General features: G+C 66.5%; 10 protein-coding genes and 1 other RNA gene. 2 read left to right on the forward strand and 9 right to left on the reverse strand.

Annotation, left to right across the window (positions count from 1 at the left end; genetic code table 11):
* Window positions 1–91: 91 nt before the first annotated feature.
* Complete coding sequence (locus FHY19_RS10895; RefSeq protein WP_259166066.1) at window positions 92–2452, reverse strand: TonB-dependent receptor; 2361 nt, start codon at window positions 2450–2452, stop codon at window positions 92–94.
* 301 nt (window positions 2453–2753) lie between these two features.
* Between FHY19_RS10895 and FHY19_RS10900 the strand changes: the two genes are divergently transcribed.
* Window positions 2754–4391, forward strand: a complete 1638-nt coding sequence (locus FHY19_RS10900; protein ID WP_259166370.1) for a glycoside hydrolase family 43 protein — start codon at window positions 2754–2756, stop codon at window positions 4389–4391.
* 48 nt (window positions 4392–4439) lie between these two features.
* On the opposite strand, the gene FHY19_RS10905 is transcribed toward FHY19_RS10900, so the two are convergent.
* The 6 genes from FHY19_RS10905 to FHY19_RS10930 are packed head-to-tail and all read right to left on the reverse strand — an operon-like array spanning window position 4440 to window position 9856.
* On the reverse strand, window positions 4440–6395 hold the full coding sequence (locus FHY19_RS10905) for a response regulator (protein WP_259166067.1): 1956 nt from the start codon (window positions 6393–6395) through the stop codon (window positions 4440–4442).
* Window positions 6385–7260, reverse strand: a complete 876-nt coding sequence (locus tag FHY19_RS10910) for an ATP-binding protein (protein ID WP_259153263.1) — start codon at window positions 7258–7260, stop codon at window positions 6385–6387. Before FHY19_RS10910 ends, FHY19_RS10905 begins: the two co-directional genes overlap by 11 nt.
* The gene (locus FHY19_RS10915) at window positions 7257–8267 is read right to left on the reverse strand and encodes an ATP-binding protein (protein WP_259166068.1); all 1011 of its coding nucleotides are present in this window, start codon (window positions 8265–8267) and stop codon (window positions 7257–7259) included. Before FHY19_RS10915 ends, FHY19_RS10910 begins: the two co-directional genes overlap by 4 nt.
* Window positions 8258–8653 (reverse strand): ATP-binding protein, encoded by a 396-nt coding sequence (locus FHY19_RS10920; protein ID WP_259153261.1) that lies wholly within the window; start codon window positions 8651–8653, stop codon window positions 8258–8260. Before FHY19_RS10920 ends, FHY19_RS10915 begins: the two co-directional genes overlap by 10 nt.
* Entirely contained in the window at window positions 8650–9012 is a 363-nt protein-coding gene (locus FHY19_RS10925; protein WP_104611489.1) for an STAS domain-containing protein, read from the reverse strand. The genes FHY19_RS10920 and FHY19_RS10925 overlap by 4 nt, the downstream gene beginning before the upstream one ends.
* Before the next feature lies 1 nt (window position 9013).
* Window positions 9014–9856 (reverse strand): STAS domain-containing protein, encoded by an 843-nt coding sequence (locus tag FHY19_RS10930; protein WP_259166069.1) that lies wholly within the window; start codon window positions 9854–9856, stop codon window positions 9014–9016.
* Window positions 9857–10493: 637 nt separating this feature from the next.
* Here FHY19_RS10930 and FHY19_RS10935 point away from each other — a divergent pair.
* Entirely contained in the window at window positions 10494–11594 is a 1101-nt protein-coding gene (locus tag FHY19_RS10935) for an NADH:flavin oxidoreductase/NADH oxidase (protein ID WP_259166070.1), read from the forward strand.
* 171 nt (window positions 11595–11765) lie between these two features.
* Here FHY19_RS10935 and FHY19_RS10940 read toward each other — a convergent pair.
* Both FHY19_RS10940 and FHY19_RS10945 read right to left on the reverse strand, forming a co-directional pair.
* Window positions 11766–11840, reverse strand: a non-coding RNA gene (locus FHY19_RS10940) — sX9 sRNA.
* Window positions 11841–11900: 60 nt separating this feature from the next.
* Complete coding sequence (locus tag FHY19_RS10945; protein WP_259166072.1) at window positions 11901–14225, reverse strand: tetratricopeptide repeat protein; 2325 nt, start codon at window positions 14223–14225, stop codon at window positions 11901–11903.
* Between the last annotated feature and the right edge of the window lie 21 nt (window positions 14226–14246).

Raw genomic sequence — 14246 nt, forward strand, 5'->3', positions numbered from 1 at the left:
ACAAAGCCAGCGGCGCATCCACGCCGCTGGCTTGGCTGACATATCGGACAGGGCCGCGAGGGCTGCGCCGCGGCCCTGCCCCAGGCAGGCGTTACTGCCAGTTGACGTTGACCGACACGCCCACGATGCGCGGCTCGTTATAGACCGCCGCCATGTAGTTTTCGATCACACCCTTGACGTTCTTTTCGTTGGTGATGTTGCGCGCGAATGCCGCCACTTCCCACGCGCCATAACCGCCGGTGTAGCCCAGCTTGAGGCCGCCTTCGAAGTTGCCGTCGGCGCGGAACTCGGTGGAGTCGTACAGCACGAAGCTGGTTTCGCCCTGCTTGTTCCAGTCGGTGGAAACGAAGAACGCGCCATCGTTGCCCATCGGGATGTCGTAGCGCGCGGCCAGGTTGAGGTTGTACTTGGGCGCGTTGGGCAGCGGGTTGCCGTCGATCTGCGCAAAGGTGTTGGCACCGACGCGGATGGTCGGGTCGTTGACCGTGCACACCACTACGCCATTGAGCGCGCAGGCCTGCGCAAACACGCGCCTGTCCTGGATTTCGCTGTGCAGCAGGCTCAGGCCGGCGGTCAGCGACAGGTTGGAGATCGGGCGCCAGTCCAGGTCCGCTTCCAGACCGTAGGCCTTGGCCTTGTCGGCATTGAACAGCACGCCGTTGCCGTCCGAATCGTTGCCGTTGAGCTGGATGTCGTCGACGGTGTAGGTGAAGCCGCTGACATTCAGGCGCAGCCGGTTGTCGAACAGGCTGCTCTTGATGCCGGCTTCCCAGGACAGGATGGTTTCCGAATCGGCGGTGGTGAAGTCCGAATTGAACACCGCGCTGCGGCCCTGGATGGTGGGGCCGCGGAAACCGCGTGCCACGCGTGCATACACGCTCAGGTCCGGGTTGAGTTCATACATCGCGCTCAGGTCCCAGCTGGGCTGGGTGTCGGACATGCGCACATCGCGACGGCCGCGATAGGTCACCGCACCGGCGGCGGTATCGGCGGTCTTGAGCAGGCGGGTCTCCTTGCTGTCCTTGGTCTGGCGCAGACCGGCGGTCAAGGTGAGCGCATCGGTGGCCTTGTAGCTGAGCTGACCGAAGCCGGCCCATGAGGTATTGGTGTTACGCAGCCGCACCCAGTTGTTGGGGTTGCGCGCGGCGGTGCGCAGGAAATACGCACGCTGATAGAAGTCGGTGGTGTCGCGGCCATCGAAGTAGAACGCGCCCACCTGCCATTGCAGTGCGTCGTCGCCTTCGCTGGCCAGACGCAGCTCCTGGGTGTATTGATCCAGGTCGCGGATCTGCCCCATCGACTGGCCGAAGCCGTTCGGCACGCCGTTGACCGGATAGTTGGCCGCCGCGCCGCCATCGGTGTCGCCACGGCTGTAGCCGGAGGTGGTTTCGTAGGCGGTGATGGAGGTCAGCGACACGCCGCCGAAGTCGTAGATCGCCTTGATCGAGCCGCCATCGGTCTTGTAGGCCTGCGGGTTGTCGTTGGCCTCGTCGTAGGCCACGCGGTCGCGCGGCACGTCGACCTTGTCGCTGCCGCGCGTCACTGCGTTGCGCAGGAACAACGTGGAGGTGCCGTCGTAGTCGCGGGTGTGCACAGAGCCCAGCAGCGAGAACGCATCGTTGGGCTTGAGCAGCACCTGCAGGCGCGCATTGCGGTCGTTGTAGCCGCCCATCGCATCCTTGCGCGGGGTGCGCGTGCCATCGGCGCTGCTGCCGGCAAAGGTATTGTCCACCCAGTCGTCGCGGTGCTGATACAGGGCCGACACGCGGAACGACAGCACATCGTTGATCGGCCCCCCAAAGCCGCCGTCCAGCGACACGGTGTTGTAGCTGCCGTAGCTGGCGTCGACGCGGCCGGTGTAGGTGTCGCCCGGCTTGACGGTATCGAACTTGACGATGCCGGCGGTGGTATTGCGGCCGAACAGGGTGCCCTGCGGGCCGCGCAGCACTTCGACCTGATCCACGTCGTAGACGGGGTTGGACTTGAGCACCACGTGCTCCAGCACCACGTCGTCCTGGATGATGGACACCGGCTGCGACGCGCCGAGATAGAAGTCGATGTTGCCCAGGCCGCGGATATAGAAGCGCGGAAAGATGCGCCCGGTGGTGGTCTCGGCGTAGAAGCCCGGCACGCGGCCGGACAGCGCCAGCAAGGTGTCGTCGCCGCCGGCGGTGTACTGCCGCATCGCCGCGCCCTGCACCACGCCCACCGACACCGGCACCTCCTGCAGGTTCTGCTCGCGGTGCTCGGCGGTGACGGTGACCGCGTCCAGCGCGGTGGGGCTGCCCTCGCCCTGGCTGGCCGGCGCCTGCTGGGCCGATGCGGCAGCGGCCATCGAAGCGAGCAGCAGACCGGCGCAGGCGCGTGCCAGCGGCGTGCGTTGCGGTGCACGTGCATACAGATGCGCAACAGCGGACGTCAGCGACGGAGAGACAGACGAGTACAACGACATGCGGGTTGATCCTTGGATGAAGACGCGAAGATGAGTCCGTGCGGCACGGGCCTGCCAGCAGGAGGCGCAGCATGGCGCCGCGCGCACGATATGTCAGCAATGTTGCAGCGAAGTGGCAGGCGCACCGATCCGCGCCCAGAGGCTGCGTTGCGCACAGCCATGCCAGCACGCGCCTGCGGCATGGCAAAACGTCATGCCGTGCCAGGCGCAGAGCTGTCATGCTGCCGCGAGGCTGGCGCCAGGCCAGTGGACGCGTATCGGGGAACCTGTCGTGAAACGAGTCGGATGGATACTGGGCCTGATGGCCGCCGTGAGTTGCGAGCTGGCCCATGCCGGCAGCGCGCTGATCACCCAGGTGGATTACCAGGGCGATGACGGCGGCGCGTTGCCGACCGAGACGCAGTACCGCAATCCGGTGCTGGCCGGGTTTTATCCGGACCCGTCCGCGGTCCGGGTCGGCGACGACTTCTATCTGGTCAACTCCACGTTCGGCTACTTTCCCGGCCTGCCGGTGTTCAAGAGCAGCGACCTGGTGCACTGGACCCAGATCGGCAATGCGATCGATCGCCCCGACCAGATCGACTACGGCCGCGACGAGCTGACCCGCGGCCTGTTCGCCGCCAGCATCAGCCACCACGACGGCACCTTCTACATTGCCAACACCTGTTTCTACTGCGACGGCGGCAACTTCCTGATCACCGCCACCGATCCGGCCGGTCCGTGGTCCGACCCGATCTGGCTCGACGCCAAGGGCATCGACCCGTCGCTGTTCTTCGACGACGACGGCAGCGCCTGGCTGGTCAACAACGACGTGCCGGCCGGCAAGCTGCGCTACGACGGACACCGCGCCATCTGGCTGCAGCAGCTGGATCTGACCCGCATGACACTGGTCGGCACACGTCAGGTGATCGTGGACTCGGGCTTTCAACCGGCCACCAATCCCGAACATATCGAGGGCCCGCATCTATTCCGCCGCGACGGCTACTATTACCTCACCGCAGCCGAAGGCGGCACCGGCGAGCAGCATGCGCAGATGATCTACCGCAGCCGCCAGATCACCGGCCCCTACGAGCCCTGGAGCGGTAACCCGGTACTGACCCAGCGCGACCTGGACCCGAGCCGCAGCGCACCGATCACCTCGACCGGGCATGCACAGTTCGTCGAGCTCCAGGACGGCACGTGGTGGGCGGTGTTCCTGGGCACACGCCCGTATCAGGGCAACCACTACGCGCTTGGCCGCGAAACCTTTCTATTGCCGGTGCAATGGCGCGACGGCTGGCCGCAGGTATTGCCGCATGGCAGCGCCGTGCCGCCGATCGCCACGCGCTCCGCACTGCCTACCGGCACCCAGGCCCTGCCCACCAGCGGCCCGATGCAATGGAGCGAGCGCTTTCAACAGGCGCGCGTGCCGATGCAATGGATGACCTTCCACCCGCCTACCCAGCCGTGGTACCTGCCCGGCCCGCAGGGTCTGCGCATCACCCCCTCGCAGGTGGCGCTGGGCGATATCGGCCGCGGTCAACCCGCGTATCTGGGCCATCGCCTGCAGCATCACCACGCCACGCTGGCGGCCACTGTCGATGGCAGCGCGCTGGCAATCGGCGAGCAGGCAGGCCTTGCGATGGTGGCCAAGGAAAGCCACTTCCTGGCGGCCATGCTGGTGCGCGACGAGGCCGGCGCCGCTGTCGTGTTGTATCGCCGCGCAGGCCTGCAGGACCCCGGCACCGGCACCGTGCTGGCACGTGCGCCGCTGCCCGATGCGACCCAACCGGTGCAGCTGCGCTTTGCGCTGGACGGCGCGCGCGTGCATGTGGATTTCGCGGTAGGCAACGGTCAGTGGCAGACGCTGCTCGAACAGGGCGACGCCCTGCTGCTCAGCACCGAGACGGCCGGCGGTTTTCTGGGCGCCACGTTCGGGCCGTACGCGTACTCGCGTTGACTGCCGGCGCGCGTACACCGCACTGCCGGGCAATCGAACCAATGCTTCCTAAGCGCGCGCCAGCACGCTGCTGTCGAGCATCTGCCCGACGGTATTGAGCAAATCGTTGAGGCTGAAGGGCTTGGGCAGCAAGGCCATGCCGTCGGCCAGAAATTCCTGCCGCGTGACCGCGTTTTCGGCGTAGCCGGTGATGAACAGGATCGGCAGCCCCGGACGCAGCGTACGCGCCACATCGGCCATGTCGCGCCCGTTCATGCCCGGCAGGCCGACATCGGACACCACCAGGTCGATCTGCAGATCGGTGCGCAACTGCTCCAGCGCGCCGATGGCGTCTTCGGCTTCGATCACCTGATACCCGGCGTCGCTGAGCACCTCGCTGACCATCATGCGCACCACGTCGGTGTCGTCCACCAGAAGGATGCGCGCGTTGCGCGCGCGTTGCGTCGTCGGCGACGGTGCCGGCGGCACCTCGCTCGCCGACAGCCCGCGCGGCAGCAGCAACGTCACCGTGGTGCCCTGGCCGATCTGGCTGGTGATGCGCGCGGTACCGCCGGACTGGCGTGCAAAGCCGTAGGTCATCGACAACCCCAGGCCGGTGCCTTCGCCGATGGGTTTGGTGGTGAAAAACGGCTCGAACACCTGATTGAGGATGGCCGGCTCGATGCCGCTGCCGTTGTCGATCACGTTGACCGCGACATACTCGCCATCGTCCAGTTCCGGGTCATTGAGCGCGACGTAGGCGGCGGTCTGCACGCAGATGGTGCCATGCCCGCGTAATGCATCGCGGGCATTGATCACCAGGTTGAGCACCACGTTCTCGAGCTGGTTGGCATCGGCAACCGCCACCAGCGAGGCATCGGCAAGCTCCAGCTCCAGGGCGATGTTCTCGCCGATCGAGCGTTGCAGCATGTCTTCCAGCGAGCGCACGCGCAGATTGACGTCGAACGGCTGCGCATCCAGCGATTGCTTGCGCGCAAACGCGAGCATGCGCTGGGTCAGCGCCGCTGCCCGATGTGCCGAGCCGGTGGCAATTTCGGCCAGGCGCGGCACGCGCTCGATGCGGTTGGATTCCACCGCCAGCTGGATCATGTCCAGGCCGGAAATGATGCTGGTCAGCAGGTTGTTGAAGTCGTGCGCGATGCCGCCGGTGAGCTTGCCCAGCGCTTCCATCTTTTGCGCCTGCAACAGCTGGATTTCGGTGCGCTGGCGCTCGGCGATCTGGTGCGCCAGCTCGGTGGTGGCGGTATCCAGTTCCTGACGCTGCTCGCGCTCGCGCAGGCGCCGCTCGGTGACGTCCTCCACCATCAGCAGGCCCAGGTCCGGCTCGCGGTACGGCGACACCCGCCATTCGGTTTCGCACAGCTTGCCATCGCGCAGGATCGACAGCGTGCCGCTCCAGCGCTCGCGCTGCGCCAGTGCGCCGGTCAGCGCCTGCACGGTGGCCGTCTGATCCAGCCCCGCAGCGTGGATCGCTTCACCCGGCGTGGCATCGCCGATCAGGCGCTGGAACGCCGCGTTGAGGTCATGCGTGTGCAAGGCGGCATCGACCACTGCGATCGGCGCGCTGATGTGCTCGAAGATCTCGCGGAAACGTGCCTCGCTGAGCCGCAACGCTTCTTCGGCATTGCGCGCGCGCAACAGCGTGCGCAGCGTGGCGACCAGCACGTTCGGATCCACCGGGTGGATCAGGTAGGCATCGGCGCCGGCATCAAGCCCGGTGATCATGTCGCCGGTGGCGATCGAAGCCGCCGACACGTGCACCACCGGCAGCAACGCAGTGCGCGGCTCGGCGCGCAGGCTGCGCACGATGTCGAAGCCGCTCATGTCAGGCAGATTGACGTCCAGCACCACCGCCGCGAACGCCTGCGCTGCCAGCTTGGCCAGGCCTTCGGTGCCGGTGCCGGCTTCCTCGACCACGAAGCGGTGGTGCTCGAGCACACGTCGCACCGAATAGCGCGTCACCGCGTTGTCGTCGACGACCAGAATGTGCTGCTTACTGCCCAAGTGCCTTCTCCGCTGCCAGGGTCACCGGCAGCACGACGAAAAATTCCGACCCCTGCCCCACCACGCTGTTGATGCCGACCCGCCCGCCCAGCAGTTCGGCGAACCGCTTGCAGATCGACAGGCCCAGGCCGGTGCCGGTCAGGCGCTTCTGCAGCGGCGAGTCCACCTGTACGAAATCCTCGAACAAGGTCTCGTGAAGTTCGGGCGCGATCCCGATGCCGGTGTCCTGCACGCTGAAGCGCACGTGGTCGTCGCCTTCCATCTGCGCCAGCACGCGCACATGGCCCTGCGGGGTGAACTTGAGCGCGTTGGAAATGAAGTTGCGCAGGATCTGGGCCAGCTTCTTGTCGTCGGTGTACAACATCGGCAGCACCGGCGGGTCTTCGAAGATCAAGGTGGTGGTGCCCACGTCGGTGAGCGGGCGAAACATGCCGCGCAACGCCGCAAACAGGTCCATCAGGTCGAACCAGCCCGGCGAAATGGTGATGCGGCCGGCCTCGATCTTGGCCAGGTCCAGCAGGTCGTCCACCATCTCGGTGAGCTCGCGCGCCGATGCGCTGACAAAGCGCACCTGCTTGAGTTGCTCGTCGTTGAGCGGCCCGTCCATGCCGTCTTCCAGCAGCCGGGTAATGCTCAGGATCGAGCCCAGCGGGGTACGGAACTCGTGGCTCATGTACGACAGGAAACGGCTCTTGAGCTCGGACACCTCGCGCAGCTGCTCGGCCTGCTGGTCGAGTTCGGCGTACAACGCCAGGACGCCCTGGTTGGTTTCGTCCAGCTCCTCGCGCAGCGCCTGGTTCTGCTCGCGCAGGCTCGCCAGTTCGCTCATCGGATCGCTGCCCGGTACTGCATCGGATGCGTTCATTGCATGGCTCCCAGGCGCATGACGAAGACGCAGGCATCGTCGCGGCCGCGCGCGTAATCGCGCAATAGCACGCCCGCAATGATGCGTGGATGGCGCGACAACAGCCCGGCGTGATCGCGCAGGTTCCAGCGCGTCTGCAGGCCGTCGCTATGCATGACCAGCAGCTTGCCCGACGCCTGCGGAAAATCGAACGGCTTGGCCCTGCGAAACTGCACGCCGACGATGCCCGGATGCGAGGGCATGCCGCGCACACCATCGCCATCGCACAAGGCTGCGGCGATATTGCCGACGCCGGCAAAGCGCACCTGCCCGCTGCTGCCGTCGAACTGCATCACCGCGGCCGCGCCGCCCCGGCTGCCGGACATGCCGGCATGCAGCCGCACGAGACGTTCGTCGGGTTCGCCGCTGGCAGCGGCCGCAGCGCGCGTGCCGGCATCGGCGGCATCGGCCGCGCCCGGACCGTGGCCCAGGCCATCGATCATGGTGACGGTGACGTGTTGCGCATTGATCGCCAGATGCCAGGCATCGCCGCAGACCGCTTCGCTGTGCAGCGGCAGCCGGATGGCGCCGTACGGCAGATCGGACGCGGCGCCTGCATCGGCATAGACCCGCGCCAGCACCATCGTACCGGCATGATCCGAATACGCATCCAGCAGCGCCGCCTGCCGTCGCACCGCGCCCAGACCATTGCCGGGCGTGCTGCCGGTGGAGTAGCCGTCGGGCAGGCAATCGGCGAGCACGAAGCCCGGGCCCTGGTCGAGCGCGCACAGCTCCACGCCGATGCCAGCGCTGCCGGCCACGCGGCACAGCTGAATCTGCCCGCCGCCGCCGTGGTTGAGCAGGTTGGTACACAGCTCGGTCGCGACCAGCGCAACGCGGCCGCAAGCGCCTTCGTCGAACCCATTGGCCTGCGCAAGTGCCACCGCATCGCGGCGCACCTGCCCCACCTGTGTCACTTCTTCGACGCGGATGACCTGGGTGAGTGCGCCGGCAACATTCACTTCCATTTGGTGATGGTGATGCGCGTGCCCTTGCCGGCCGCAGTGTCCAGCGTGAAATCGTCGACCAGACGCCGGCTGCCGGACAGGCCTAGCCCCAGCCCGCTACCGGAGGTCCAGCCATCGGTCAGCGCAAGATCCAGATTGGGGATGCCCGGGCCTTCGTCGCGGAAGGTCAGCTGCACGCCCTTGCGGATGCCGCTTTCCACCAGCGCCCAGTCCATGTCGCCGCCGCCACCGTAGATCACGGTGTTGCGCGCCAGCTCGCTGGCCGCAGTGACCAGCTTGGTCTGGTCGACCAGACGCAGGCCGCACTGCACGACCAGCTTGCGCACGGTCTGTCGCGCCAGCACCACGTCCTGCTCGGTGCGGACCGGTTGCGAGCCGGTGGTCATGATGCGGTGTCGGGTTGCTGCAACAGCCGCATGCCGCGTTCGACGTCCAGCGCCGTGCGCACCGACGGCAAGGTCAACCCCAGTTCCACCAGGGTGATCGCCACCGCCGGTTGCATGCCCACCACCACGGTGCGGGCACCCATCAGCGTCGCCAGCCCGGAGATGGTGCTGATCATGCGGCCGATGAACGAGTCGACGATATCCAGTGCGGAGATGTCGATCAGCACGCCACGCGCGGAGGTGACGCTGATCTTTTCCGACAGGTCTTCCTGCAGCTGCAGCGCGAGCTGGTCGTGCATGTCCACCTGGATGGTGACCAGCAACAGGTTGCCCATCCGCAGGATCGGGATGCGCTCCATGTCAGAGCGCCTTGCTCACGGTCAGCCCGGTGCGCTTGAGCGCCAGCGCCAGTGCGTCGGCCAGGTTGGCCTTGGTCACGATGCCCTGCAGATCCAGACCCAGATGGACGATGGTCTGCGCAATCTGCGGGCGCACGCCGCTGATGATGGCATCGGCGCCCATCAGCCGGATCGCGGTGACGGTCTTGAGCAAATGCTGCGCAACCAGCGTGTCCACGGTGGGCACGCCGGTGATGTCGATGATGGCGATCTCCGAGCCGGTATCGACGATGCGCTGCAGCAGCGACTCCATCACCACCTGGGTGCGTTGCGAATCCAGCGTGCCGATCATCGGCAGCGCCAGCACGCCGTCCCAGAGTTTGACCACCGGGGTGGACAGCTCCAGCATCTCTTCCTGCTGGCGCGCGATGATGTCTTCGCGGGTCTTCTGAAACGCCTTGACGGTGTACAGGCCCAGACGGTCCAGCAGCTCGGACAGCGCCCACAACTGCTGCGCGAGGTCTTCCGGAGTGCTGGCGTATTCGCGCTGCACCAGTTCGAACAGCACGCGCTTGAGCGAGAAAATGAAGTTGGCGGTTTCCTGCGAATCGAAGCCACGGGTGGCGCGGTCGCGCGACAGGTTTTCCAGGAAGCGACGGACCTCGCTCCACTCGGCGCTGTCCAGACTGCTGCCATCGTCCTTCAACGAGGCGGCCAGCAGCCGCAAAAAGTCCGCACCCTGGGCCTGCTGATCCTGCCGGGAGATACGCGCATCGTTGCCGAGGCTTGAGCCCAGCCACGCGGCCAACAACGCCTCTTCCTGGCCACGGATCGCGTCGATCGAGCGCTGCTGCAGTGCCACCATGAGATCACCCGCCAAAGAAATGAATAAAAGAAGCTGGCATGCGGGCTGGACTGCGCCTTGACCGACGCGGCGCCCCCACGCCGATGCGTAGCAGAGTAAAGCAATTCAGTTTCGGCAACCAGCAACCCAACCTGTAGCGGTCAGAGGACGTTGCCGCCCGCAGTTTGACATTGCAGCGCACGCACCGAACGTGCGCCGGGACACGTGGTGGGGAATGGGGAATGGGGAATGGGGAATGGGGAATGGGGAATCGGGAATCGGGTGTGGGGTTGGGTGTTGGCAGTTGTTGGTCGGGATTTCGCAGGCGGGGACTGCACGCAAGTGATTGATTGCTGTCAGGTACGCCGGCAACGGCGCATGCAGGTCTCTTGCACGCTGCATGCCGCGGCGCAGCCATGGTCGCCGCGCGTTGTCGCACCGGTCTTGCGTGCGCGACAAGGCGCCTTGGAAAGCGTGCGCTGCGCACCTGCCCTTTCGCTTCTGCCCCCCACCACGCCGTCTTACTCAAGCAAGCGCCACCGGCCTCGACGGTGCGCGCGCCAGGCCGCTGCAACGCGGTGTGCCACCGGCAGTGTTTTGATACGGCCGCCGACGTGGTCTGATCGCCAACCAATTTTTCCAAGGTTCCCGCCCCGCCATGTCGTCGCTTTTTACGCCGTACCACCTCAAGGACGTCTCGCTGCGCAATCGCATCGCGATCCCGCCGATGTGCCAATACACTGCCGTCGACGGATTCAGCAACGACTGGCATCAGGTCCACTACGCCGGCATGGCGCGCGGTGGTGCCGGGCTGGTCATCGTCGAGGCGACCGGCGTGTCGCCCGAAGGGCGCATCACCCCAGGATGTCTGGGCCTGTGGAATGACGCGCAGGCCGAGGGGCTGGCCCGCATCGCCGCATCGATCAGCGCGGCAGGCGCGGTGCCCGGCATCCAGATCGGGCATGCCGGTCGCAAGGCCAGCGCCAACACACCGTGGGAAGGCGACGACCATATCGCCGATGGCGATGCGCGCGGCTGGGACACCCTGTCACCGTCCGCGGTCGCCTTCGGCGGCGGTCTTGGCAAACTGCCGCGCGAGATGACACTGGACGACATCGCCCGCGTGCGTGGCGATTTTGTCGCCGCCGCGCAGCGCGCGCGCGATGCCGGCTTCCAGTGGCTGGAACTGCATTTTGCCCATGGCTATCTGGCGCAGAGTTTCTTCTCGGTGCACGCCAACCACCGCCAGGATGGTTACGGTGGCAATGCCGAAGGCCGCGCGCGCTTTCTGCTGGAAACGCTGCAGGCCGTGCGTGCGGTGTGGCCGGAACATCTGCCGCTGACCGCACGCTTCGGTGTCATCGAGTTCGACGGCCGCGACGAACAAACCCTGGCCGAGGCGATCGACCTGACGCGCGAGTTCAAACGCAGCGGCCTGGATCTGTTGAACGTAAGCATGGGCTTCAGCACACCGAATGCGCAGATTCCATGGGGCCCGGCGCTGCTGGCACCGATCGCCGAACGCGTCAGCCGCGAGGCGCAATTGCCGGTCGCCTCGTCCTGGAACATCGACGACCCCATCGAGGCCGACCGCGTCGTCGCCGACGGGCAAATGGAGCTGGTGATGGTCGGACGCGCGCACCTGGCCAACCCGCATTGGCCGTACCAGGCGGCACTGGCACTGCAACAAGCGCGTCCGTCCTGGGTGCTGCCGCCGTCGTACGCGCATTGGCTGGAGCGGTACGGCAGTCGCAGCTGAGCGGACACGGACTGCAACGTTGCCGCGCGCGGCAACGTTGCGCTCAAGCAAGGACGGGCCCAGCCCACCACGATCGCTGCACGCGCGGGAACGAAGGCAGCCTGGTAATTCTCCGCGAAACAGCACGCCAATCGCCGTACCGATCGCTACGACGCCACGCCGTTCCAACATGGCTAACAAAAGTTGGCGAGTGGTCGTCAGCTGGCTGCGGACGGCGCAGAGCAACCGGATGTATGCGGGGTACATGCCGCACCGAGCAGCGGCCGCGCCCACCTGGCGGTGAGCGCAGTCGTTTTGCTCGCTGTTCTAGAGCCCGTAACGCTCCACCGCTTCCAGATGCGGACGCGTGTCCTGCTCGCAGGCTTCGGCCAGCCGCAGCCAGCACATCGGATGCGACCAGCGCGAGGTCGTGCATCGCAGCACGCGATGCAGTTCCTGCGGGGCGACGTTTTCCGGAAGCGCCACGGTGAACAACACGCCCGGCAGCCCGGATGTTGCATCCTCCGGATCGAACGCATCCGGATGATCCGGGTCGACCACGCGATAGTCGTCGCGACTGTGCAGCCACATCTTCCAGCCGCGCGTCTCCATGTCGGCACGCATCGCCTCGATCACCTCGTCGCCGGGATGCACGCCGTCCACCAGCCAGCTGCTGCCAAAACCGCCGGTTTGCAGCACATGCACCTGCGCATAGGTCGGCACGAAGCGCGCACGCTCGGCCTCGTCCTCCGGTGCCGGATACAACAGGTCCGCATCGAACACCACCCAGTCGCCCACATGCTGACGGCGATGGGCCGGTGCGTTTTCGATGATGCGCGCGGTCACCGGGCCGGTGCGGCGCGCGTAGTACTCGGCAACGTCGCCATCGTCCACACACCGCACGATCACCCAGCCCCAGTCTTCTTCGACAACGCCACTGGCGCTGCTCAGTTCCATGCCGATCGCGGCAGCAGAGGTACGCACCGCATCCCAGTCCTGCGCGGCACTGGCGGCGGTCATGAGATCCCAATGCGCCGAGCGCGGCTCGTCCATCAGCGCGATCAGTTGGCGGTAGACATCGGCCGCCTCGGCAAAACGGCCGGTATTGAGGTACATGCGCGCCAGCAGCCCGCGCGCACCGTGCGAGCCTGGGGAGAGATCCAGCAGCGACGTGCATGCCTGCTCCAGCGCCGGCCAATCGGCCAACCGCTGCGCAAGCTGGGCCTCGCACCACAGCGCCGCCACCGGCACCTGCGGCCGATACAGCAACGCCAGCCGGCGCACGCCCGCGTCATCGCCCCGGGCCAGCAACAGATTCATCAGGCGGAAGGTGGGGCTGGTTTCGCGATCGGCATACCGCTCCACGAAGGCCCACAGCAGCGTAATCGCCTGTTCGTCCGCCGCGCAGGCACTCAATGCGGATGCCGCGGTATCGACCAACTCGGCATCGTCCGGACGCTCGGCCACCGCCTGCAGCAACCATTGCGCTTCGCGCTCAGGATTGCGCACCACATCGTCGCCCTGCGCGTTCAACCATTCCAGCAACTGTGCGGCAGCGACCGGTGCATCCTCGCCCGCCGATGCGGAGGCGATGCGCGCAGCCCAACCGTCCAGCGCCTGCGCGGCGCCACGGTCCTGCCGCAACTTGGGCACATGCGCACGCGCCAGCGCCAGATGCCGGCGTGCCGTCCACACCGCACCGCGCTGCAGCGCCAGATCGATCGCGAGCTCGGCGGCCTCGATCAGGATGCGATGCGCACCGACCTGCGCGTAATGATCCAGCATGACCTGCAGGCGGCTGCCCAGGTCCCAGGTATTGCGCTCGGGTGCGCGCGAGGCCAGCACCGCCACCGCGCGCAACCAGTGCAGGCGATAGCGCGGCGCCACCTCGCGCCACGGCAGCAACGCATCCATGGCTTCTTCGTCGCGCTGCAACAGCGCCAGCGCGCGCGCCTTCTGCAGGCGGCGCGGCTGACTGCAGTTGGCCCACTCCGCGCCCTCGCGTGCGGCCTCGGCTTCGCGCTGTTCGATCAGCGCCAGGGCATCGGTTGCCCGCCCCAGCGACAGCAGGATCGAGATCCGCATGTCCGGCACACCGTCGTAGATCTGGCCGCCGTGCGCCACGATGGTCTGCGACTGCTGTTCCAGATAGCTCAGCGCGGCGTCGCCGCGACCATCGTCGAGCAAGGCATCGGCCTTTTCGCAGCTCAGGCATTGGTAGCACGACCAACTCGGGTCGATGCGGCCCAGGGTTTCATCGCAGACCTCGATGCGCTCTTCCACCCAACCCGGGCCATCGATGTTGGCGTAGCAGGCGGCCAGATCCTGGGTGACGCACACCGATTGCGGGCACTCCACCGCATCGGCACGGTGCGCGCGCTCGAACAGCGCCACCGCATCGCCCAGCGCGCGCTCGCCTTCGCACAGATTGCCGACCCGGTTGCGCATTTCCCAATGGCCGACGAACACTTCCAGCCAGGGGTTGGCCAGCGTCTTGCCCAGCGCACGCGCCTCGGGCAGCAGCGCTTCGGCACGTTCGATCTGCAGATCGCAGATATGGTCGGTCAGGCGTGTCAGCAGCTGCGCGTTCTGCGGCTGCCCGGCTTCGCCCAGATCGTCCTGCAGTTTTTCAACCCAGTTCCAGATTTCCATTGCGTTGTTCCTTGAATGCAG

The sequence above is a fragment of the Xanthomonas sp. 4461 genome (assembly GCF_024806475.1).
GTDB lineage: Bacteria > Pseudomonadota > Gammaproteobacteria > Xanthomonadales > Xanthomonadaceae > Xanthomonas > Xanthomonas arboricola_F.